General features: G+C 73.2%; 22 protein-coding genes and 1 pseudogene. 7 read left to right on the top strand and 16 right to left on the bottom strand.

Annotated features, from left to right (window positions below; translation table 11 throughout):
* The first annotated feature begins 53 nt into the window (after nucleotides 1-53).
* On the top strand, nucleotides 54-2,045 hold the full coding sequence (locus ACWCSD_RS17135; RefSeq protein WP_449915928.1) for a hydantoinase/oxoprolinase family protein: 1,992 nt from the start codon (nucleotides 54-56) through the stop codon (nucleotides 2,043-2,045).
* Nucleotides 2,042-3,727: a hydantoinase B/oxoprolinase family protein gene (locus ACWCSD_RS17130; protein WP_449915926.1), complete on the top strand. Its 1,686-nt coding sequence runs from the start codon at nucleotides 2,042-2,044 to the stop codon at nucleotides 3,725-3,727. The genes ACWCSD_RS17135 and ACWCSD_RS17130 overlap by 4 nt, the downstream gene beginning before the upstream one ends.
* Here the strand turns inward: ACWCSD_RS17130 and ACWCSD_RS17125 are convergent.
* From ACWCSD_RS17125 to ACWCSD_RS17080, 10 genes are all read right to left on the bottom strand, one after another.
* Complete coding sequence (locus ACWCSD_RS17125; RefSeq protein ID WP_397162308.1) at nucleotides 3,693-4,310, bottom strand: Uma2 family endonuclease; 618 nt, start codon at nucleotides 4,308-4,310, stop codon at nucleotides 3,693-3,695. The two genes, ACWCSD_RS17130 and ACWCSD_RS17125, sit on opposite strands and share 35 nt — an antisense overlap.
* A 21-nt stretch (nucleotides 4,311-4,331) precedes the next feature.
* On the bottom strand, nucleotides 4,332-4,970 hold the full coding sequence (locus ACWCSD_RS17120; protein WP_397162309.1) for an adenosylcobinamide amidohydrolase: 639 nt from the start codon (nucleotides 4,968-4,970) through the stop codon (nucleotides 4,332-4,334).
* Nucleotides 4,967-5,743, bottom strand: coding sequence for an ABC transporter ATP-binding protein (locus ACWCSD_RS17115; RefSeq protein WP_387665940.1), 777 nt, complete (start codon nucleotides 5,741-5,743; stop codon nucleotides 4,967-4,969). The genes ACWCSD_RS17120 and ACWCSD_RS17115 overlap by 4 nt, the downstream gene beginning before the upstream one ends.
* Nucleotides 5,740-6,789: a FecCD family ABC transporter permease gene (locus ACWCSD_RS17110; RefSeq protein WP_397162310.1), complete on the bottom strand. Its 1,050-nt coding sequence runs from the start codon at nucleotides 6,787-6,789 to the stop codon at nucleotides 5,740-5,742. The genes ACWCSD_RS17115 and ACWCSD_RS17110 overlap by 4 nt, the downstream gene beginning before the upstream one ends.
* Before the next feature lie 2 nt (nucleotides 6,790-6,791).
* The gene (locus ACWCSD_RS17105; protein ID WP_449915920.1) at nucleotides 6,792-7,748 is read right to left on the bottom strand and encodes an ABC transporter substrate-binding protein; all 957 of its coding nucleotides are present in this window, start codon (nucleotides 7,746-7,748) and stop codon (nucleotides 6,792-6,794) included.
* Between the two features lie 260 nt (nucleotides 7,749-8,008).
* Nucleotides 8,009-8,866, bottom strand: coding sequence for a Gfo/Idh/MocA family protein (locus tag ACWCSD_RS17100; RefSeq protein WP_449915917.1), 858 nt, complete (start codon nucleotides 8,864-8,866; stop codon nucleotides 8,009-8,011).
* 72 nt (nucleotides 8,867-8,938) lie between these two features.
* Entirely contained in the window at nucleotides 8,939-9,751 is an 813-nt protein-coding gene (locus tag ACWCSD_RS17095) for an SDR family NAD(P)-dependent oxidoreductase (protein ID WP_358302412.1), read from the bottom strand.
* Nucleotides 9,748-10,965 (bottom strand): cytochrome P450, encoded by a 1,218-nt coding sequence (locus tag ACWCSD_RS17090; protein WP_397162313.1) that lies wholly within the window; start codon nucleotides 10,963-10,965, stop codon nucleotides 9,748-9,750. The genes ACWCSD_RS17095 and ACWCSD_RS17090 overlap by 4 nt, the downstream gene beginning before the upstream one ends.
* The gene (locus ACWCSD_RS17085; RefSeq protein ID WP_358302417.1) at nucleotides 10,962-11,918 is read right to left on the bottom strand and encodes a phosphotriesterase family protein; all 957 of its coding nucleotides are present in this window, start codon (nucleotides 11,916-11,918) and stop codon (nucleotides 10,962-10,964) included. The genes ACWCSD_RS17090 and ACWCSD_RS17085 overlap by 4 nt, the downstream gene beginning before the upstream one ends.
* Entirely contained in the window at nucleotides 11,903-12,670 is a 768-nt protein-coding gene (locus ACWCSD_RS17080) for a phytanoyl-CoA dioxygenase family protein (protein WP_397162314.1), read from the bottom strand. The genes ACWCSD_RS17085 and ACWCSD_RS17080 overlap by 16 nt, the downstream gene beginning before the upstream one ends.
* Before the next feature lie 59 nt (nucleotides 12,671-12,729).
* Between ACWCSD_RS17080 and ACWCSD_RS17075 the strand changes: the two genes are divergently transcribed.
* Together ACWCSD_RS17075 and ACWCSD_RS17070 are read left to right on the top strand one after the other, a co-directional pair.
* A complete protein-coding gene (locus ACWCSD_RS17075) occupies nucleotides 12,730-13,656 on the top strand; it encodes a TIGR03621 family F420-dependent LLM class oxidoreductase (RefSeq protein WP_449915913.1) in 927 nt (308 codons plus the stop codon).
* Nucleotides 13,649-14,233, top strand: a complete 585-nt coding sequence (locus ACWCSD_RS17070) for a histidine phosphatase family protein (protein ID WP_352323671.1) — start codon at nucleotides 13,649-13,651, stop codon at nucleotides 14,231-14,233. Before ACWCSD_RS17075 ends, ACWCSD_RS17070 begins: the two co-directional genes overlap by 8 nt.
* A gap of 38 nt (nucleotides 14,234-14,271) precedes the next feature.
* On the opposite strand, the gene ACWCSD_RS17065 is transcribed toward ACWCSD_RS17070, so the two are convergent.
* From ACWCSD_RS17065 to ACWCSD_RS17045, 5 genes are all read right to left on the bottom strand, one after another.
* A complete protein-coding gene (locus ACWCSD_RS17065; protein WP_449915909.1) occupies nucleotides 14,272-15,015 on the bottom strand; it encodes a maleylpyruvate isomerase family mycothiol-dependent enzyme in 744 nt (247 codons plus the stop codon).
* Between the two features lie 20 nt (nucleotides 15,016-15,035).
* Nucleotides 15,036-15,794 (bottom strand): hypothetical protein, encoded by a 759-nt coding sequence (locus ACWCSD_RS17060; protein WP_449915907.1) that lies wholly within the window; start codon nucleotides 15,792-15,794, stop codon nucleotides 15,036-15,038.
* A gap of 43 nt (nucleotides 15,795-15,837) precedes the next feature.
* Entirely contained in the window at nucleotides 15,838-16,089 is a 252-nt protein-coding gene (locus tag ACWCSD_RS17055) for a hypothetical protein (protein ID WP_358302432.1), read from the bottom strand.
* 87 nt (nucleotides 16,090-16,176) lie between these two features.
* Nucleotides 16,177-16,413: a DUF397 domain-containing protein gene (locus ACWCSD_RS17050; protein ID WP_352323675.1), complete on the bottom strand. Its 237-nt coding sequence runs from the start codon at nucleotides 16,411-16,413 to the stop codon at nucleotides 16,177-16,179.
* Nucleotides 16,414-17,235: a helix-turn-helix domain-containing protein gene (locus ACWCSD_RS17045; protein WP_352323686.1), complete on the bottom strand. Its 822-nt coding sequence runs from the start codon at nucleotides 17,233-17,235 to the stop codon at nucleotides 16,414-16,416. It abuts the gene before it with no gap.
* 232 nt (nucleotides 17,236-17,467) lie between these two features.
* Here ACWCSD_RS17045 and ACWCSD_RS17040 point away from each other — a divergent pair, with 232 nt between their 5' ends.
* On the top strand, nucleotides 17,468-17,962 hold the full coding sequence (locus ACWCSD_RS17040) for an ATP-binding protein (RefSeq protein WP_449915904.1): 495 nt from the start codon (nucleotides 17,468-17,470) through the stop codon (nucleotides 17,960-17,962).
* A gap of 77 nt (nucleotides 17,963-18,039) precedes the next feature.
* Nucleotides 18,040-20,457: a helicase-associated domain-containing protein gene (locus ACWCSD_RS17035; RefSeq protein ID WP_449915903.1), complete on the top strand. Its 2,418-nt coding sequence runs from the start codon at nucleotides 18,040-18,042 to the stop codon at nucleotides 20,455-20,457.
* Here the strand turns inward: ACWCSD_RS17035 and ACWCSD_RS17030 are convergent.
* Entirely contained in the window at nucleotides 20,451-21,047 is a 597-nt protein-coding gene (locus tag ACWCSD_RS17030; protein ID WP_449915901.1) for an ABC transporter substrate-binding protein, read from the bottom strand. The genes ACWCSD_RS17035 and ACWCSD_RS17030 overlap by 7 nt on opposite strands.
* On the opposite strand from ACWCSD_RS17030, the pseudogene ACWCSD_RS17025 reads away from it, so the two are divergent.
* A pseudogene (locus ACWCSD_RS17025) lies at nucleotides 20,998-21,113 on the top strand (hypothetical protein); the annotation flags it as partial. The gene ACWCSD_RS17030 and the pseudogene ACWCSD_RS17025 overlap by 50 nt on opposite strands.

Genomic DNA, 21,113 nt, shown 5'->3' with positions numbered 1-21,113 from the left:
GTCAAGAGATCGATACATAGACAAGCGCTTGCTCGGGGATCTACCGTACCGGGATGGGGTTCGCGATCGGCGTCGACGTCGGCGGCACCTTCACCGACGTGGTCCTGAGCGGCCCCGGCGGGGTCACCGCCGTGGCCAAGTGTCTGAGCACCCACGACGACCCCATCGCGGGCATACTCACCGGCGTTACTCGCGCGCTCGGATCCGTGGACCCCGCCCGGGTCACCCGGGTCGTGCACGCCACCACGCTGGCGACCAACGCGGTGCTCGAACGCACCGGCGCGCGGGTGGCGTTCGTGACCACCCGGGGCTTCCGCGCCGCCGTCCCGCTCGGCCGTCACGCCCGCGTGGAGGAGGACCGGTACGACCTGCGCTTCACGCCGCCCCCTCCCCCGGTCGCGCCCGGCGACTGCTTCGAGGTGGACGAGCGCGTCTCGGCCCGCGGCGCCGTGCTCACCCCCCTGGACCCCGGCTCGGTACGGCGGGCCGCCGCGGAGATCGCCCGGCGCGGCATCACCTCGGCGGCCGTCTGCCTGCTGCACTCCTACGCCGAGCCCGCCCACGAACGGCGGACGGCGGCGATCCTGCGCGAGCACGTGCCGCACGTGGTGGCCTCCTGCGAGATCTGGCCCGAGATCCGCGAGTACGAGCGCGCCACCACCACCATCATGTCCGCCTACATCGGCCCGCTGATGACCTCCTACCTGTCGCGCCTGCGCGAGCGCCTGGCCGCGATCGGCATCGACGCGCCCGTGCACGTCATGGAGTCCGGCGGCGGGGTCGTCTCGGCCGAGCTGGCGGCCCGGCGCGCGGTGTCCACCATCGAGTCGGGCCCGGCCGCCGGGGTGCTGGCGGCGGCCGCGACCGGGCTGCCGGACGTGATCTCGTTCGACATGGGCGGCACGACGGCCAAGGCGTGCGTGGTGCGCGGGGGACGTCCGGAGATCACCCACGAGTTCCACGTGGGCGGCAAGGGCAGCTTCGGCGGCCGGCGGGCGGGCACCGGCGTGCCGATCAAGACGCCGGCCATCGACCTGGCCGAGGTCGGCGCGGGCGGGGGCAGCATCGCGTGGCTGGACCCGGCGGGCGCGCTGCGTGTCGGGCCCCGGTCGGCGGGCTCCTCCCCCGGTCCCGCCTGCTACGGGCTCGGCGGCGGCGAGCCGACGGTCACCGACGCCGACCTCGTGCTCGGCTATCTCTCCTCGGCCTCGATGCCGCTGTCGGCGCCGCTCGCGGCCAAGGCCGTGGACCGGCTGGCCGGGCCGCTCGGGGTGTCGCGGGAGGAGGCGGCGCACGCCGTGCACGAGATCGTCAACGCCTCGATGGCCGCGGCCGTGCACGTGGTGACGGTCCAGCGCGGGATCGACCCGCGGGGGTTCGCGCTGGTGGCGTTCGGCGGCGCGGGGCCGATGCACGCGGCCGGGGTGGCGCGGCGGTTCGGGATCGCGACGGTGGTGGTGCCCGCGTACTGCGGGGTGGCCTCGGCGGCCGGGCTGCTGGCGGGGGCGCTCTCGACGGACCGGGTGTTGTCGCGGCTGGACGCGGGCGACCCGGAGGAGGTCTTCGCCGCGCTGGCCGCCGACGCCGCCGCCGACCTGGGCGTCGCCCGGGTGCGGGTGGCCCGGTCGGTGGACGTGCGGTTCAAGGGCCAGTCGCACGACCTGACCGTGGACTGGGCGGAGTCGCGGGAGGAGCTGGCGTCGCGGTTCTTCGCGAAATATGCGCAGGTGTATGGGATTGTCCAGCAGGGGGAGATCGAGCTGGTCAGCTACCGCGTCCGCGTCACCGACGCCGCCACGCCCGCCGCGCCTGCCACGCCCGCCGCACCCGGGTCTGGTGGGGACGCGGAGAGCCGCAGGAGGGCGTACTTCCCCGAGGCCGGCGGGTGGCTCGACGTCCCCGTGCACACCCGGCGGACGCTGGACCGGGTGCGTGGCCCGGCGATCGTCGAGGACGCCGAGTCCACGATCGTCGTCCCGCCCGGCTGGCGGGCGGCGGCCGGCCCGTCGGGCGCGGTGCGCCTGACCCTGGAGGGCGCCGCGTGAACGACGCGCTGACCGCCGAGGTGCTGAGGAACGCGCTGGTCGTGGCCGCCGAGGAGGCCAGCATCGTGGTGGTGCGGTCGGCGTACTCGACGTTCATCGTGGAGGGCTCCGACGCCTCGGCGGCGATCCTGGACGCCGGGGGCCGCCTGGTCGCGCAGTCCATGGCGACCACGCTGATGAACAGCATGGCCCTGAAGGTCGCGCTGCCCGAGCTGCTGAAGGACGTCCCGCCGCACACCATGCGGCCCGGCGAGGCGTACGCGCTCAACGATGCCTACCGGGGCGGCGTGCACACCAACGACCTGCTGGTCTACCGGCCGGTGTTCGCCGGCGGGGTCCCGGCGTACTTCACCGCCACCATGATCCACGTCTCCGACCTGGGCGGGCTGTCGGCCGGCGGCATGGCGCCGCTGGCCACCGACATCTTCCTCGAAGGGCTCCAGCTCCCGCCGGTCCGCCTGGCCACCCGGGACGGCCTCGAACCGGCCGTGGAAGCCGTCCTGCGGGCCAACAGCCGCACGCCCGACAAGGTCATGGGCGACGTGCGGGCGCTGGTGGCCGGGACGGCGGTGGCCGCCGCCCGCGTGGAGGCCCTGATGGCCGAGTACGGCGTGGCGGGCCTGGCCGCGGGCGTCGAGGACTACCTGGACCACACCGAGACCAGGACCCGCGCGGCGCTGGCGGAGCTGCCCCGGGGACGGTTCGAGGCGTCGTACCCGATCGACGACGACGGGGTGCGGCCGGGGGTGACGCACCACGTACGGGTCGCCGTCACGCTCGGCGGGGACGCGGCCGTCCTCGACTTCACCGGCACCGGGCCGCAGGTGCCCGCCGCGATCAACGCCTCGGCGTCGCAGTCGCTGGCGGCGGCCGTCTTCGCGGTGCGCTGCTTCCTGGACCCGACGATCCCGATGAACGACGGCTGCCTGCGCGCGATCGAGGTCGTCCTGCCGGAGGGCTCCCTGCTGAACGCCCGTTCACCGTATCCGTGCGGCGGCCGGTACGTCCCCATCTACGCCGCCATGGAAGCGGTGTTCCAGGCGATGTCGGACGCGATGCCGGACCGCGCGATCGCGGCCAGCGGGATCCTCCAGCCGTTCTCGATCGCGGCGGTGGGGGCGCCGTACTGGATCCACCTGTCCTACGACTTCGGCGGGGTGGGCGCCCGGCAGGGGCTGGACGGGCCGGACGCGACGGGCGTGCACTTCGGCATCGGCCGCAACTCGGTGCCGCAGGCCGAGCCGGTGGAGAGCCGCTGCCCGCTGATCGTGGAGTCGGTCGGGACGATCGCCGACTCCGGCGGCCCCGGCCGCTTCCGGGGCGGGCTCGGCTCGCGTACCGTCTACCGCTTCCTGGCCGACTGCCACGTCACCACCCGCGGCGACCGCCTGCGCCTCCCGCCCCCGGGCCGGGACGGCGGCCTGCCCGGCAGGGTGGGCGGCTTCCACAAGCGCCACCTGGACGGGCGGGTGGAACGCCTGGCCTCGAAGGTCAACAACGTGCGGTTCACGGCGGGCGAGGCGTTCGTCGTGGAGACCACGGGCGGCGGCGGCCTCGGCCCCCCGTCGGAAAGGGACCCGGCGGCGATCCTGGCCGACCTGGAGTCCGGCCACATCACCCCCGAAGGCGCCGCGACCGACTACGGCTTCAGTAGTCGACCAGTTCCTCGGGATCGAAGCTGACCGGGCAGGGTGACGACAGACTCACCATCGTGCCGGCCTTGTGGGCGACGGGTTCACGATAGGAGCCGCCGTCGAGCTCATACACGTAGAGAGAAGGCCCCTCATCGAGTTCGATGCGCCAGTATGCGGGGATTCCCGCAGCGGCGTAGGCGGCCGCCTTGTTGCCCCGGTCATGCGTCTTGGTGCTCGGACTGACCACCTCCACGGCCAGCAGGACGTCGGCGGCCTCGAAGACGAGCTTGACGTTTCTGGCCTTGTCTCTGGTGACGACGGCCAGATCCGGGATGAAGAGGTCTCTCTCCGAGGCTCGGACGTTGACGGTCGAGTACACCTTCAGCTGCGCCGGCAGGGCGCGGTGCAGGATCGTCTGAAGCAGGAAGATCGCATCCTGGTGCGGGGGGGTGGGGGCAGGACTCACTACCAGACTCCCGTTGAAGAGCTCGTAGCGGTTCCCGTCGTCGGGGAACCTGAGCAGGTCGTCGACTGTGAACGGCGGCGCGCCGGGAAGAACGGTGCGCCTCGTCGTCGGTTCGATCGCCAATGCGGTCACCCACTCAGTATCGGGAGTCACGCCCTTGTCCACATGCTACTTCCCCCAAAATCGTCACCTGTAGTCACCGGGGCGCCACGCCTCGGCGCCGCGGCGGACGGCGGTGTGGACGGCGCGGGCCGCGCGGGCGCCCCACTCCGAGCGGGGGCCGCCGAAGAGCTGCTCGGGGCCGTCCTGCGGCACCACCACGCAGACGGCGTCCGAGGCGGTGCCCGTGCAGGGGTAGCCGGCCTCGATCAGCGCCTGGGTCTTGGCCTCGGTGACCGTCATGACCAGGTTCACCAGGGCGGCGTCGGTCATGGCGACGGGCAGGACGGTGACGATGTTGACGGTGCCCGCCCGCATGGGGGCGAGTTCGGGGTCGGCGGCGCCCTCGGGGGCGGCGGCCCAGGTGGGGACGCGCAGCCCGACGGTGGCCACAGCCTCGGCTCCCCCGTCGGCGGCCCGCACGTACCGGTCGACGGAGGCGGCGGTCAGCATGCCGACGCCGGGGCCGGACGGGCCCAGCTCGACCAGGTGGTCCACCGGGTCCATGCGCGCGTAACCGGCCACGACCTGGGCGTTCAGCACCCATTCGCGGGGGCCGATGCCGCCGCCGAGCATGGCCGAGGAGATCATCCGGAAGCCGGGCCCGAACTCCCACAGCAGGGACCCCAGCCGGGCCCCCTCCTCCACGCGATAGGTCAGCTTCACGTCCCACCTCGCACCAGGTGCACCACGGGCCGCCCGTCGGGGCCCGGCTCGATCTTGACACGGGCGTCGAAGTGCCGTCCGATCAGCGCCTCGGTGAGCACCTGTTCGGGGCGGCCCGTGGCGGCGGCGTGGCCGTCGGCCAGCAGCATCAGGGAGTCGGCGTACAGGCCGGCGACGGTCAGGTCGTGCAGGGTGGTGACGACGGTCAGGCCGTCGGCGCGGCGCAGGCGGTCGACCAGTTCCAGCACCTGCTGCTGGTGGCCGAGGTCGAGCGCGGTGGTGGGCTCGTCGAGCAGCAGCACGGGGGCCTGCTGGGCCAGCGCCCTGGCCAGCACTACGCGCTGGCGCTCGCCGCCGGACAGCTCGCCGACGCGGCGTCCGGCGAAGGAGGTCAGGTCCAGCCGGTCCAGCACGGACCCGGTCACCTCGCGGTCGTGCCGGCTCTCCCGTCCCAGGTAGGGGATGTACGGCGTGCGCCCCAGCAGGGCGTAGTCGAAGACCGTCATGTCGGGCGGCAGGGCGGGCGTCTGCGGGGCGTAGGCCAGCAGCCTGGCGCGCTCGCGGGGCTTGAGCGCGGCGAGCGGGCGCTCGTCGAGCACGATCTCTCCCTGGTGCGGGACGATCGCGCCCATGACGGTCTTGAGCAGCGTGGACTTGCCCGCGCCGTTGGGCCCGATGATCGCCAGCCACTCGCCGCGCCGCACGTGCGCGTCGACGCCGGTCAGCACGTCGCGCTCGCCCAGGCGCACCGACAGGGCCCGTACGCCGATCACGTGGCCACCCGCCTGGTCATGCGCAGGACGCCGACGAAGAACGGCGCCCCGACGAACATCGTGACGACCCCGATGGGCAGCTCGGCCGGCGCGATCACGGTACGGGCGATGAGGTCGGCCGCCACGAGGAAGGCCGCGCCGCCGATCAGCGACAGCGGCAGCACGATCCGGTACGAGCCGCCCGCCAGCCGCCGGACGACGTGCGGCACGACCACGCCGACGAACCCGATGAGCCCGCTGACCGCCACGGCCGACGCGGTGGCCAGCGAGGCGGCCACGAGGACGGTCAGGCGCACCCGCCCGGCCCGTACGCCGAGGCTGCCGGCCTCCTCGTCGCCGACGCTGAGCACGTCCAGCATCCGGCCGTGCAGCAGGAGCAGGACGGAGGAGACCGCGGCGTACGGCAGCACCAGCAGGAGCTGGTCCCATCCGCCGCCGACGTCGCCGAGGATCCAGGAGTAGATGCGCTCCAGCTCCTCGACCTTGAGCTGCTGGACGAACGTCTGGATCGCGGTCAGGAACGACGTGACCGCCACCCCGGCCAGCACCAATGTCGCGGTGCCGCCACCGGTGCCGCCACCGGAGCGGCCGGCCGCGTTGCCCAGCGTGTACGCCAGGAACACCCCGCCCACCGCCCCGGCGAAGGCGGCGACGGGGATGCTCGCGCTCGCGCCGGGCAGCAGCACGATGGCCAGCGTCGTGGCCAGCCCGGCGCCGGAGGCGGCCCCCAGCAGGTACGGGTCGGCCAGCGGGTTGCGGAACACGCCCTGGTACCCGGCGCCGGCCATGGCCAGCAGGCCGCCCACGACCGCGGCGACGAGCACCCTGGGCAGGCGCAGCTCGTACAGCAGGCCCTGCTCGACCGGCGCGAGGCCCGAGTCGGCCGAGACGAACGGCAACCAGTCCGCCACCTGGAGGACCACCTGCCACGGCGAGATGTCCGCCGCGCCGCCGAGCAGCCCGGCGACCATCGTGAGGGCCAGCACGGCGAGGGCGCCCGCCACCCAGACGGGACGCGCCCTCGACGGCTGCGCCTTGCCTGTCACGCTCAGCCCGCGCCGCCGGCCTTGGCCACGGCCGCGCCGATCGCCTGGGCCAGGTCCACGACGCGCGGGCCCCAGCGGGAGGCGAGGTCGTCGTCGAGCTGGATCACCTGGTCGTTCTTGACGGCCGAGAGGTTCTTCCAGCCGGGCCGCTTGACCAGCGTCTCCTTGCTCTGCTGGCAGCACTTGACGTCGGCCAGGAAGATCAGCGCGGGGTCGGCCTGGGCGACGAACTCGGCCGACAGCTTGGGGTAGCCGCCCGCCGCGTCCGGGGCCTGGTCGGCGATGTTGGTCAGCCCGAACATGCCGTAGACCTGGCCGATGAACGTCTTGGACGTGGCGGCGTACGGCGTCTGGTCCAGCTCGTGGTAGTAGGTGAGCTTCTTGTCCTTGGGCGCGTCGGCGGCCAGCTTGGCCATGGCCGCCTTCATGCCGGAGACGACCTCGTCGGCCTTGGCCTTGTTGCCGGTGGCCGCGCCGATCTCGCTGATCTCCTCGTACGCCTCCTCCAGCCCGGTGGCGGCCGGTTCGAGCAGGACGGGGACGTTCACCTTGGCCAGCTCGGCGACGATCTTGTCCTGGTCGTTGGAGAGGATGACCAGGTCGGGCTTCTTGGCGATGATCGCCTCGACGTTCGGCTTGAAGCCGGACAGGTCGCTCTTGGGCGCCTCCGGCGGGTAGTTCGACTGGTCGTCCACCGCGACGACCTGGGGGCCGGCGCCGACCGCGAACAGCGTCTCGGTGTGGGTGGCCGAGAGCGAGACGATGCGTTCGGGCTTCTTGGCGAGGGTGACCTTGCCGTTGCCCGCCTCGACGGTGACCGGGAAGTCCCCGGTGCTCGCCGCCGCGCTGGTAGGGGTGGGGGGTTCGGAGGGGGCGACATTGGCGCCGGTCTGGCCGCATCCGGCCAGGACGAGCGTTCCCAGCAGCGCGCCCGCGAAGGCCGTGCGTACGGGCCTCACGAGTAGTCCTTTCACACTGTCGGAACCGAGAGACCCGCGATGAGCGACGGATCACCCTTTTCCACGAGGGTTGATGACGTCGGCGCAGAGGCAGGCGACCTGGCTATGACAGTTGCGGGACAGCGCCGGAATCGCACCGGACTTCGCTGCAGCACTGCGCGTCGGACAAACGTTATCAATGCCCCAGACGTCCTCGACGTCAAGGGGTCTCGGGGTCAGGCGTCGGAACCCCCGGGGGCAGGCGTCGAAGGCCACCGGGGTCAGGCGGCGAGCTGCGCCTCCGCGGCGGCGATGATCTCCTGCAGGCGCAGGCCGTGCGCCGCGTCCAGCGGGTGGCCGCCGCCGCGCCGGACGGTCTGGGCGAACTCCTCGGCCACGACCTCGAAGGGGTCCTCGTCGCCGGGCAGCAGGACGGCGTTGCCGGTCCTGCCGTACACCTCGAACGTCGAGGGCGGCAGGTCGCCGACGGCCGCCATGCACAGGGACGCCTCGCTGACCGCGCCGCCCTCGTGCTCCAGCAGCAGGCCGGTCCAGCCGAGCGGGTTGCCGTGCGCGCGCACGCCGACGACCCGGCCGAGCGCGGCGTCGAGCAGGTCGATCACGTGCGGGCCGACATCCAGCAGGGCGCCGCGCTCCAGCCGCCACGGGGTGGCGAACGGGTTGCCGCCGAGCAGCGCGCCGGAGATGTTGGCGGCGTGCCCGCCGAACGGCTGGATCTCGGCGCAGCGGGCCAGGAACGTGCGGGTCGGGGTGGCGTAGCGCATGGTGAGCATCATCTGCGAGGGCACGCCCGTCTCCGCCACGGCCTCGGCCACCCGCATGGCCCCCTCGACGGAGTCGGCGAGCGGCTTCTCCAGCAGCAGCCCCTTGCCCGCGTGGGCGGCGCGGACGGCCAGCTCGGCCTGCACGCCGGGCGGCACGCAGAACGCCACGGCCTCGCAGGCGTCGAACAGCTCCTCGACCCGCTCGTACACCGGGGCGCCGAGCCTGGCGGCCTGTTCGGGGCGGCGGGCCCAGACGCCGGCGAGCCGGGTGTGGGGGCCCTTGGCCAGCATCGGCGCGTGCGCCATCTCCGCCCAGGGCCCCGCCCCGATCAGCCCGACCGCGACCGGCTCCATCCGTCCCCCTTAGTCCGCTTTTCTCCAGACCTTAGATCCCCTGTCCGGGCTCCCGCCCACCGGCCCCTGCGGTCAGGCGCGGGAGCGGTGGATGGCGTGTTCCGGGCGGTGGACGAGGGTGCCGCCGTCGAGGGCGATGGTCTGGCCGGTGATGCAGCGGGACTCGGCCGAGGCCAGGAAGCCGACCAGGTCGGCGACGTCCTCGGGGGCGCAGGGCCAGGGCAGGAGGCGTTCGGCGGCCTTGTCGGCGAGCTGCCCGGGGGTGAGGGCGCGCTCGGCGGCGGCGGTCATGACCAGGGCGGGGGCGACGGCGTTGCAGCGGATGCCGCGGGCGCCGTACATGGTGGCGACGTAGCGGGTGAAGCCCACCAGGGCCGCCTTCGAGGTGCCGTACGCGGCGTGGTCCACGTCTCCGGTCAGGCCCGACACCGAGGAGGTCAGGACGATCGCGCCGCCGTCGCGCATCACCGGGACGACGTGCTTGACCAGCAGCATCGCGCCACGCAGGTTGACCTCCATCGTGCGGTCCCAGACGGCGGCGTCCATCGCGGTCAGGTCGCGGTCGCGGCCGTAGACGTCGCGGTCGAGGCAGGCGGCGTTGGAGTGCAACACGTCCACCCGGCCGAAGGCGGCCACCAGCGCGGCCACCGACTCCGCCACCTGCTTCTCGTCCGACACGTCGCAGGTCAGCGCCATGGCGGCGCCGCCCCGGGCCCGTACGGCGGCGGCGGTGGCCCGGGCCGGGGCGGCGCGCAGGTCGAGCACGCCCACCCGGGCGCCCTCGGCGGCCAGCCGGGCCGCGCACGCCGCGCCGATGCCGGACCCCGCCCCCGTCACCAGCGCCACCCGCCCGCCGAACCGCCCGTTCGAGGGATCCGCGGTCACCACTCCACCTCCAGCGCGCTCAGCCCGCGCCCCACCAGCGACCTGCGGTAGGCGACGGGCGCGTCCGGGGCGAGCCGCAGGCCGGGCAGGCGGCGCCCGAGGACGTCGAGCGCGGTGCGCAGCTGCAGGCGGCCGAGCGCGGCCCCGACGCAGAAGTGGATGCCGTACCCGAACACCAGGTGGTCGGCGGCGTTGGGACGGTCGATCACGAACCGGTCCGGGTCGGGGAAGACGGTCTCGTCGTGCCCGGCGGAGTCGGTGGACAGCAGGACGAGCGAGCCCGCCGGGATCGTCACGCCGTGCAGGACGACGTCCTGGACGGCGTGCCGGAAGGAGCCCAGGGAGGCGCCGTCGATCCGCATGCACTCCTCGACCGCCCCCGGGATCAGGTCCGGCGGCACCGGCCAGGCGTCCTCGCGCAGCAGCCGCAGGACGCTGTTGCCGAGCTGGTTGGGGACGGTGTCGTTGCCGCCGAGCAGGATCGTGGAGATCAGCTCGACGACCTCACGACGGCTCAGCTCGTCGCCGATCAGCGAGGTCATCAGGGACGTGAAGTCGTCCCGCGGGTCCTTGGCGCGGGCGGCCACCAGGCGGTCGACGTAGTCGAGGTAGGCCAGGAAGCTGTCGGCCAGCTCAAGCTGGCGGGCCGGCGGCTGCGGCGACAGGAACAGCATGAACCAGTCCTTGACGTGCGCCTGCACGAACGCCTCGTCGGCCGCGGGCACGCCGATGAAGCGGGCGGTCAGCTTGACCGACGGCTCGTGCCCGATCTCGGCGACGAAGTCGGCCCGGCCCCTCGGCGCGACCCGGTCGAGGACGTCCTCGTTCAGCCGCCGGAAGCGCTCCTCCATGGCGGCGACGGCCCGCGGCGTGAAGGCCCGGGAGACCGAGCGGCGCAGGCGGGTGTGGTCGGGCGGGTCCACGTTGGCCACGAAGCTGGACAGGAACGAGCCGTGCTCGCCCAGCTTGGCGCGGGTCTGCGGGGTGAGGCTGCGGGAGATCGTCAGCGACCCCTCGGAGGAGAAGCGGGCCGGGTCGCCGTACGCGGCGCGCACGTCGGCGTGGCGGGTCAGCACGTACGCGCCCAGGTGCTCGCTGCGGAACACCGGCCGTCCGGCGCGCAGGCGGCGCAGGAAGTCGTACGGCGCGGCGACGTGCCAGTCGGCGGCGACGTCGAAGTCCTGCGCCGAAGCGGGGGGCGTCGCAGAGGTCATCGCAGGATCCTCCTGGGGTTGTCGACGAGCATCTGGTGGAGCTGGTCGCCGGTGACGCCGCGGCTGCGCAGTTCGGGCACGACGTCGCGGGAGATGTGCAGGAGGTGGTAGTTCGGATGGCGACGCCGTACGACGTCGGGGTCGAACCGGTCATTGAAACAGTACGAATCATGGCCTAGAACCATTTTTCCGGCGTGGCCGCGCTCGCACATCGCCGCCACCACCGCCACCCGGTCCTCGAACGAGCTGATCGTCTCGATGCCGAACCGGTCCATGCCCAGGTAGGAGCCACCCGCCACCAGCTCCTCCAGGTACGCCAGGTCCGTCGAGTCGCCCGCGTGCCCGATCACCACCCGTTCCAGGTCCACGCCGAGCGAGCCGAGCAGCCGCTGCTGCTCCAGCCCGCCCCTGGAGGCGCTGTGCGAGTGCGTGGTGATCGGCGCGCCGGTGGCCAGGTGGGCCTCGGCCACGGCCCGGAACACCCGCTCGCACCCCTTGGTCATGCCGAGGTGGTCGGAGGCGCATTTCAGCATGGCCGCCTTCACCCCGGTCCGCCCGATCCCCTCGGCGAGGTCGCGGACGAAGAACTCGGCCAGCCGGTCCGGGCCGCCGAACAGCGACCCCGGCCCTCGGTTCCCGAAGTACGGCGGCAGCGCGTCGTAGGTGTAGAGCCCGGTGGCGGCCACGATGTTCACCGACGTCAGCTCGGCCACCCGCTGGACCGCCGGGACGTACCGGCCGAGCCCGACGACGGTCAGGTCGACGATCGTGTCGATGCCCTCGGCCTTGAGCGCGTCGAGCTTGGCCGCCGCCTCCCGCGCCCGCCGCTCCAGGTCCCAGCCCTCGGGCACGTCCGGCCAGTTCCACAGGATCTCCGGGCTGAGCCCGAACACGTGCTCGTGCATCAGCGTCGCCCCGAGGTCGGCGACCGGCCCCCTCACGGTCTCAGGCACGGGAACCTCTCGTGCTCGAAGGGCCGGTTGACCTCCAGGCCGAGCCCGTCGGTCTGCCGGTACGGCAGCCCGGTGTAGAGGGCGTCGGCGTCGAAGTAGGTGACGGTGAACGACAGGCGGGCGGCGTCGCGGCGGTTGGCGGGCGCGCCGTGCACGGTGAGCGCGTGGTGCACGGTGGCGTCCCCGGCCCGCAGGTCGAGCGGCGGCGACAGCTCCAGCTCGGCGAGCCAGGGATGCTGGCTGAGCTGGTCGTCCCCGGCGCGGGTGAAGCTGCGCCCGAGCAGGCCGCAGCGGTGGGAACCGCTGTAGAAGCGCAGCGACCCCATGTCGGCGGGCACGTCGGCCAGCGCCAGCCACACGGTCAGCATGGCCGAGCGGTCCATGGGCATCCACGGGAAGTCCTGGTGGAACTCGGTGGCGCCGTGCTCGCCCGGCTCCTTGACCAGCAGGTTGGTGACCTGCACGCGCACGGCCCGCACCCCGCCCAGCAGCCGCACGGCGTTGCGGCCCATGGCCGGGCTGGTGCTCAGCGCGCCGAACAGCTCGTCCTCGGCGGCGACGTCGCGGGACTGCCCGAAGGCCCGGTCGACCGGCGTGTCCCCGGCCCGGCTGCGCGACCGCAGGCGCTCGCGGGCCCGTTCGCGCAGCTCGCCGACCGCGTCCGGGGCGACCAGCCGGTCCAGGCGGACCCAGCCGTGCTCGCCGAAGAACGCCACCTCGTCGTCCGTCGCCTGGCGTACCGGGATCTCCATGGCCACCAGTGTGCCACTCCAAGCAAGCGCTTGGTAAGATCCGGGTCGAGGAGGATGCCGTGCGACGGTTCAGGTTCGGTGCGGTGCTGCGCGGGGCGCGGTCCGGCAAGGAGTGGGCCGAGCGGGCCAGGCGGCTGGAGGCGTCCGGCTTCGACGTGCTGCTGGTGCCCGACCATCTGGTCGGACCGCGCTTCGCGCCCGTCGCGGCGCTGACGGCGGCGGCCTGCGCCACCACCCGGCTGCGCGTCGGCACGCTGGTGTTCGCCAACGACTTCCGGCACCCGGCCGTGCTGGCCAAGGAGGCCGCCACCCTGGACCTGCTCTCCGGCGGACGCCTGGAGCTCGGCCTGGGCACCGGCTGGATGGCCGACGACTACGACCGGGCCGGGCTGCGGCTCGACCCGCCCGGCGTGCGCCTCGACCGGCTGCGCGAGGCCCTGGAGGTGATCAAGGGCCTGTGGGACGGCGGCCCGCTGACGTACGAGGGCGCGCACTACCGCCTGGCCGGGCTGGCGCAGGAGCCCCGGCCGGTGCAGCGCCCGCGCCCGCCGATCCTGCTGGGCGGCGGCGGCCCCCGCATGCTGGCCCTGGCCGCCGAGCACGCCGACATCGTCAACCTCGGCACCCGCGTCAAGGCGGACGGCACCGGCCCCGACCCGCGCGACGCCGGACCGGAGGCGTTCCTCGCCAAGCTGGCGCTGCTGCGGCGGAGCCCCCGCCACCACCTGCTGGAGATCGGCACCAGCGTGATGCAGGTGGGCGAGCGCAAGCCGGAGGAGTCGTGGAGCGCCGCCGACAGCTCGGGCCTCGGCGACACGCCGCAGGTGCTGCTCGGCACCCGCCGCGACATCGCGGACCAGCTGCGCCACTGGCGCGAGGCGCACGGCGTCACCTACTTCGTGCTGCACCACGAGCGTGACCTGGCCGCCTTCACCCCTGTCGTCGAGGAGCTGGCGGCTCTGCCGGATGATGGACCTCATGGATGAGATGTTGTTGCTGAGGCACGGAGCGACCGAATGGAGCACGGCCGGCCGGCACACCGGCCGTACCGACCTGCCCTTGACGCCCGAGGGGGAGGATCAGGCCAGGGCGCTGGCGCCGCTGGTCAAGGCGTCCGCGTTCGGGCTGGCGCTGGTCTCCCCCGCGCAGCGGGCCCGCCGTACGGCGGAGCTGGCCGGTTTGACGGACTACGAGGTCGACCCCGACCTGTGGGAGTGGGACTACGGCGGCTACGAGGGCATCACCACGCCGGACATCAGGAAGACCCGGCCCGGCTGGTACCTGTGGCGTGACGGCGTGATCCCCGGCGACGCGGAGCATCCCGGCGAGAGCGCCGCCGAGGTGGCCGCGCGCGCCGACCGGGTGATCGAGCGGGCCCGCGGGGCCGAGGGGCGGGTCGTGCTGGTGGCGCACGGCCATTTCCTGCGCGTGCTGGCCGCCCGCTGGCTCGGCCTCGACCCGGCGGACGGCCGGCTGCTGCGGCTCGACACCGGCACCTACTCCCGGCTCGGCTTCGAGCACGCCGAACCGGTGCTGCTGAGCTGGAACTCGCCGGTCGCCTGAGCCGGAACGCCGGGGGCGCGGCCCCTTGAGGAGACCCGTCAGTCGCAGCCGAGGGTGGCGGCGGCGCGGATCAGGTCGCGGGCGAGGTCCCGGTCGCCCTCCGACGCGTGCGGGAAGGCGTCCGGGGGCCACCGGCCGGCCACCAGCCGGCAGAAGTCCACCGCGCCGGCCGAGATCAGCCCGGCGTCCCGGCCAGGGGTGCGCGAGAGCGGGACCGTCCAGGTGCCGCCCCCTGGCCCGGTCAGCACGACGGTGACCGAGACGTCGCGGCACGGCCCCCGCAGCGCCCGGGGCAGCAGCGCCAGGCCGAACTCCGCGACCAGGCGCACGTGCCCGGCGTGCGGCGGCGCGGGCGGGCGGCCGGTCGCGGCCCTGATGTCGTCGGCGTGCGTCCAGGTCTCGAACGTGCGCTGGACCAGGGCCTGGCGCAGCGGCGCGCGGGCCGGGCGCACCCCCGCCAGCGCCACCTCCACCCCGAGCAGCACCTCCCCGGCCCTGGAGAGCCGTTCGAGCAGCGCCCCGGCCTGCTCCCGCCAGCGCCGGCGCTCCGGGGCCGCGCCCGCGCCGGGCAGGCCCATGAAGAAGGCCACGGTGGCGTCGTTGGCGGCCAGGTGCCGGACCAGGTCGCGGACCGTGCCGTGCCGGGCGATCGGCGCGTCCCACTGGGCCGGGCTCAGCTCGGCGAGCAGGTCGTCCATGAGCGCCACCTGCTCGGCGTACGGCACGGTCACGGACGCCACGCCCCCGGCCTCGCCCACGCCGTAGAGGTACGGGTCCGTCATGGCTGCCTCCGCAGCCGACGCTAGCCCGGCCGCGGTTCCCGCGCCAGACGGCTGCCGGGGAACGGCGCGAGCAGGGTCTCGCGCCAGGGGCCTTCGAGGTAGCCGCGGGCCCGCCTGCCCCAGTCGAGCAGCCGGGAATCGGGCGGGACCTCGTCGTCGAGCCCGAGCGCGGCGTCGCGGGCGCGCTGGGTGGCCAGGTGGTCGTCCAGCGAGACGGCCCACATGGTGACGGCCTCGGTGTCGCAGAACAGCACCTCGTACAGGCCGGTCAGGGTGTGGCCGTGCTCGGCCAGCAGCGGGGCGCGCTCGGCGCGGACGGCGTCCAGGTAGTCCAGCGCGGCCCCGGGGCGGACGCGGGCGCTCTCGAAGAGGTAGAACTCGGCGGCGGGGGCGTCGGCGAGCGGCGGGCAGCCCGGCGCGGCGCCGAGCGGCCTGGAGAAGGCGGAGAAGCGCAGGTCGTCGATGTCGGACAGGAACAGGCGCTCGTCCACGCCCTGGTAGATGTCCATCATCTGACGCCAGCCGCCGTCCCACCCGCCGTGGCAGTCCCACAGTGTGACGGCCTTGAACTGGGGGTGGCCGGTGATGCCCACGGCGTAGAAGGCGCCGACGAGGTCGATCTCGCGCGACCTGATGGACATGCCGGTGGTCAGGGCGGGCTCGGCGCGGCTCTCGTCCTCGCGTTTGTAGCGGGTCAGCCAGGTCAGGTACTCCAGCGGCCGTCTGGAGTTCATCGGCCGGAAGTCGACCTCTTCGAGCAGGTGGATCGCGCGCCGCACCACGCCTCCTCTACCAAGCATTTGCTTGGTACGAGGATAGCGATCAGGTCAGCGCCTGGGAAGGCCGCGGCCCCCTGCCGGTCAGCCACTCCAGCACCCGGCGGTGCCCGGAGGCGGCGTCCTCGAAGTGGCCCCAGTGCCAGTAGCGCGGCTGGTCGCGCAGGCCGGTCACCCAGGTGCGGTAGGAGATGGCGGCGCCCGCGGGCGCCACGCCGTACGTGCGGACCACGACCTTGCCGCCCGGCGCGAGCAGCACGTCGTCGGCGATCGGGTACAGGTTCATCCGGTCGAGCATGTCGCCATCCTGACCTGCGGAAATTCCCCGCCGGTTACGCCACCGGCGCGCCCCCGTTACGGGAGCGCGCCGGAGGTGAACAGGCCGTTACACGAGGAGGCCGTCGAACTCGCCGTCCTTCGCGCCGAGCACCAGGGCCCGGATCTCGTCGCGGGTATAGATGAGAGCAGGACCGTCGGGGAAGCGCGAGTTGCGGACCGCGATCCCTCCGTCGGGAAGCTCCGCGAGCTCCACGCAGTTGCCCTGCGAGTTGCTGTAGCGGCTCTTGCGCCAGGCGACCTGGGTGAGGTCGGCCGCGGGCATGCCGTTGTAGGTGTGGTTCATCTACATCTTTCTGAGAAGACCGCCGATGAGCTCGACGGTGCCCCCTGGCGTGGTGCTTTCCACGCACAGTTGCTCCATGGCGGTGAGGTACGGGTCGATGTCCTCACGTTTGTCCAGGTACAGGGCACCCCAGAGCTGCTCGACGTAGACAACGTCCGACAAATCGGACTCGGGAAACCGCAAGATGCTGAACGCGCCCCCCTCGGCGGCGTGCTTGCCGAACCTGAAGGGCATCACCTGGAGGGTGATGTTGGGCAGGGCGGCGACTTCCAGCAGATGCTGGAGCTGCTCGGACATGACCTCTCGCCCGCCGATGGTCCGCTTGAGCGCCGCCTCGTCGATGACGGCCCACAGCTTGGGGCCGTCCTTCTGGGTGAAGCGCTCCTGGCGCTGCATGCGCATGTGCACGCGGCGCTCGATCTTGTCCGGACTCGCGTCGGGATTGCCGAGCTGGAAGACCGATCGCGCGTACGAGGCCGTCTGCAGCAGGCCGGGCACGAACTGCACCTCATAGGTACGGATCACGCTCGCGGCCTCCTCCAGGCCCACGTACGTCGTGAACCACGAGGGCAGCTCGGCGGAGTACTTGTGCCACCACCCGGGGGTGTTGGCCTCGCGGACCATCTCCAGCAGGGCACGGCGTTCGGCATCGTCGACGACGCCGTACAGGGTGAGCAGGTCCTCCACGTCACGTGTCTTGAACCCGACACGCCCGAGCTCCATGCGGCTGATCTTGGATTCGGACGCCCGGATGTGGAACCCGGCCTGGCCGCGGTCGAGCCCGGAGGCCTCGCGCAGGCGCCTGAGGCTCGCACCCAGCATGATGCGCCGAACGGTCGAGCCGGAGCCGGGCGGATCAATGGACACGTGCTGCTCCTTGTGTCGTTTCCTTGAAGACACAGTCTGTCACTTGGCGGCCGAAAGATCATGGGCCGCGGACAAGATCCCCTTTCCCCCATATTGACCACTTGAGGAGAACCGTAGCGGTTGCACGAGTTGTCTGCACGTGCATTCGCTCTTGCACCTGCACGAGAGATTGCCGCAGAATGATCACGTGCAATCCACCACGGCGTCCGGCCAGTGGACCACGTTCGACTGGTGGCCGCCCGTCGGCTGGTGGCCGGAGGCGGCTCGCGATCTCCTGGTGACCGGCCCGTCCGCGAGCGCCACGTACGTGCTCCCGCCCACCGCCTCCTCGGTCCACTCCGCGCGCAGCTTCACCACGGGGACCCTGTCCGGCTGGGGGCTCGGCGAGCTGGCCGAGAACATGGAGCTGGTGGTCTCCGAGCTCGCCACCAACGCCCTGCGCCACGGTCTGCACCTCGACGAGCCCCACTGCCAGCGCCCGGTCCACATGTCCCTGGTGCGCCGCGGCTCGCTCGTCACCAGCGCGTTCACCGATCCCGGCACCTCGGTGCCCGTGCTGCGATACCCTGGCCCCCTTGACACCGGCGGCCTGGGTCTCCACATCGTCGAATCACTCAGCCTCCGCTGGGGGTGGTCGGCACTCGCGCCCCACGGCAAGATCGTCTGGGCGGTCCTCTCCTGAGAGAGGGGTGCTCTGCACTACCGTGGATGGTCATGGCTCACGGTGAGTCCCACGCGACCCCATGAGAGTGCTGACAGATGGAAGATCACCTGCTCGGCTGGCTGCGCACACTAGACGAAATCCGGCTTGCCCGCATCCTGGCCAACAGGCCCGACGCCATCGCGCCGCCCTGGCCCCGCAGGCTCGACACGCTGGCCCAGCGCCTGGGCAACGGCTTCGCCGTCATGGAGGCCATGCGGGGGCTGCCGCTGCCCGCCCTGCAACTGGCCGAGGCGGGCCTGACCATGAGCCGGCCGACGCCCGAGGGGCTGGCCGCCTTCCTCGGCGTCCCGGGCCAGACGGTGGCCCCCTGGCTCGACCACCTGTACGACCACGCGCTGGCCTGGCCCGACGCCGACGGCGTGATCCATCTGGCCGAGGGCGTGGCGCGCTGGTGGGCGGCGCCGCTCGGCCTGGGCGAGCCGCTGGAGCACTACCTCAACTCCTGGACGATCAGCAACGACGCCCTGCGCGCCCTGGCCCGCGTGCTCGGCCTGCCCGCCCACGGCAACAAGCGGCGCACGATCGCCCGCGTCATCGAGCTGCTGTCCGACCCCGGCCGCCTCGACCGGCTGACGGCCACCGCCCCCGACGGCACGCTCGCGCTGCTCGGCCGCCTCGCCTGGGACGGCCCCGCCCGCGACGTCGACGGCGGCCGGTTCGTCACCCCCGGCACGCCGGAGAAGTGGTGCGCCGACCACGGCCTGCTGTTCCGCCCGAGCTGGCACGTCGCCGAGATCCCCCGCGAGGTGGCACTGTGCCTGCGCGGCCCCGCCTACCATCCGCCGTTCCAGCCCGAGGCGCCCGAGGTGGCCTCGATCCCGGTCGACCCCGAGGAGGTCGACCATCTGATGACGCTGGCCGCCCCGCACGTGGTCGAGCGCTGCGCGGCCCTGCTCGACAACACCTCCAAGACCCCGCTGCCGCTGCTCAAGACCGGCGGGGTGGGCGTGCGCGAGGTCCGCAGGGTGGCCAAGGAGACCGGCTGCGACGAGGACGAGACCCGCCTGCTGCTGGAGGTCTGCGCGGTGGCCAGGCTGCTGGCCTGGGACGAGCAGTCGGGCGGCATGATCCCCACCGAGCGGTTCGACCGCTGGCGGCTCGACGAGGGCTCGGCCCGGCTGCGGGTGCTGCTGTCGGCGTGGTGGCGGATGGAACGCTCGTCCCTGCGCAAGGTCGACGGCAAGTACGCCACCGTGCTCGGCGACGACCCCTCGGGCAGCGCGGTGGCCAGGGTGCGCAGGGCCGTGCTGGCGGCGCTGGCCCATCTGCCGGCCGGCACCGCCTTCGCCGACCGCGACAGCCTCGTGCGCAACGTCCACTGGCACGCCCCGCTGCTCGACCAGGCGCTGCTGGCCGAGTGCGCGCCGGCCGTGCTGGAGGAGGCCACGCTGCTCGGCCTGCTGGCCAACGGCGCGCTCACCGACCTCGGCCGCGCCCTGGCCGGGCTGACCGCCGACCCCGGCGACGAGAACGACGACGCCGTCCCGCAGGTCGAGCACGATCCGGTGCTGGCCGAGGCGTCCACCAGGGCGCTGGCCAGCGTGCGCAGGAGCGCGCTGTTCGGGCCCGACCTCACCGCGGTGGTGACCGGGCCGCCGTCGGCGGAGCTGGCGGCACTGCTCGACCGGGTGGCCGAGCGCGAGTCGCGCGGCGCGGCCTCGGTGTGGCGTTTCACCACCGAGAGCGTGCGCGGCGCGCTCGACCACGGCTACGACGCCGACGAGCTGCTCGACGAGCTGGCCACGGTCGGCACGATCCCGCAGCCCCTTGAGTACCTGGTGCGCGACACCGCGCGCCGGCACGGCGAGGTGACGGTCTCCACGGTCGGCTGCGTCGTGCAGGCGGGCGACACCGCGCTGCTCGCCGAGATCGCCGGGCACCGGCGGCTGGCCCGGCTGGGCCTGCGGCTGCTGGCTCCCACGGTGCTGATCAGCGCGGCCCCGGCCGAGCGCACGCTGGCCGCCCTGCGCGAGAACGGCTACTCCCCCGTGCCCGTCTCCGACACCGGGGAGATCACCATCCACCGGGCCAGGGCCGAGGAGCCGCACAACGGCAAGCTGATCCTGCTGCCCGGCGGGCAGGTGGCCGAGCTGTCGGAGTTCACGCCCGGCTCGCAGCCGCACGCGCCGTACGTGATCGCCGAGCCCGCCCCCGACCCGCACGAGCACGCCCGCCGCCTGGTCGCGGCCGGCCGGGACGACTCCGGCAAGCACGGCCGCACCTGGGCGGTCATCGGCAGGATGGCGACCAGGCTGCCGACCGCCCAGCAGTCGCTGCTCGGCTTCGTCGTCGACCGGGGAGTCCGGGCGGCCATCACGCTGGCCGACGGCCTGACGGCCACGATCAGCCATGGCGAGCTGCGCGCCGGGGCGCTCGACGCCTGGTGCGAGGAGGCGGGCGACTACCTGGAGTTCCCGCTGGCCGAGATCGTCGAGGTGCGCGGGGCCTACTGAAGCTTCCTGGCCTTCTTCAGGTTCGCCACCAGCTCCTCCAGGAACGTGGCGTAGCCCTGGTAGCTGAAGGGGACCTCGGCCCGCCACGGGTAGAACTGGCCCGCCTTGACCGCCGGGAGCTTGGCGAAGGTGGGCTTCTTCAGCATCTCCTCGGGCTTGAGCGACTGGGTGCGGGTGTCGTAGAGGATCACGTCGGCGTCGTAGGTGTCGGCGTTCTCCCAGCTCAGGGTCTGGAAGAAGCCACCTTCGTCGACCTTCGCGGGCTTGACGACGTCCAGGCCGTTCTCGGTGAGATGCACGATGTCGGGGTACTCGGGCGGGTTGACGACCCACATGGCGTCGGCGCCGCCGGACATCATGAGGATCTTGAGGTCCTTGAAGGCGGCCAGTTCCCTGGTCGCGGCCTCCATGCGGGCCTTGGCCTCGGGCACGCCCTGGAGGTCGGCGCCCAGTGACCTGGCCAGTTCCTCGTACCTGCCGATCACCTGGGTGGCGCTGCGGCCGGTGAGCATGACGCCGGCGGTGGGGGCGACCTGCTCGATGGTCTCCTTCGACTTCGCATACGACGGGGTCCATCGCGGGCATCGCAAGGTGATCGAGCGGACGGTCGAGCTGGCCCGCGAGCGGGGGGCGCGCAGCGTGGCGGTCACGTTCGA

The sequence above is a fragment of the Nonomuraea sp. NPDC001684 genome (assembly GCF_053596515.1).
Note: the sequence above shows the minus strand (reverse complement) of the source record. Positions and strands in the feature narration are given on the sequence as shown.

What these genes read in the sequence shown, in the direction of transcription:
- ACWCSD_RS17045 (WP_352323686.1), bottom strand. Translation starts at nt 17,235, where the DNA reads ATGCTGGGTGCGAGCCTCAGGCGCCTGCGCGAGGCCTCCGGGCTCGAC.
- ACWCSD_RS17070 (WP_352323671.1), top strand. Translation starts at nt 13,649, where the DNA reads ATGGATGAGATGTTGTTGCTGAGGCACGGAGCGACCGAATGGAGCACG.
- ACWCSD_RS17100 (WP_449915917.1), bottom strand. Translation starts at nt 8,866, where the DNA reads ATGGAGCCGGTCGCGGTCGGGCTGATCGGGGCGGGGCCCTGGGCGGAG.
- ACWCSD_RS17055 (WP_358302432.1), bottom strand. Translation starts at nt 16,089, where the DNA reads ATGCTCGACCGGATGAACCTGTACCCGATCGCCGACGACGTGCTGCTC.
- ACWCSD_RS17135 (WP_449915928.1), top strand. Translation starts at nt 54, where the DNA reads ATGGGGTTCGCGATCGGCGTCGACGTCGGCGGCACCTTCACCGACGTG.
- ACWCSD_RS17090 (WP_397162313.1), bottom strand. Translation starts at nt 10,965, where the DNA reads ATGACCTCTGCGACGCCCCCCGCTTCGGCGCAGGACTTCGACGTCGCC.
- ACWCSD_RS17065 (WP_449915909.1), bottom strand. Translation starts at nt 15,015, where the DNA reads ATGACGGACCCGTACCTCTACGGCGTGGGCGAGGCCGGGGGCGTGGCG.
- ACWCSD_RS17080 (WP_397162314.1), bottom strand. Translation starts at nt 12,670, where the DNA reads ATGGAGATCCCGGTACGCCAGGCGACGGACGACGAGGTGGCGTTCTTC.
- ACWCSD_RS17050 (WP_352323675.1), bottom strand. Translation starts at nt 16,413, where the DNA reads ATGAACCACACCTACAACGGCATGCCCGCGGCCGACCTCACCCAGGTC.
- ACWCSD_RS17035 (WP_449915903.1), top strand. Translation starts at nt 18,040, where the DNA reads ATGGAAGATCACCTGCTCGGCTGGCTGCGCACACTAGACGAAATCCGG.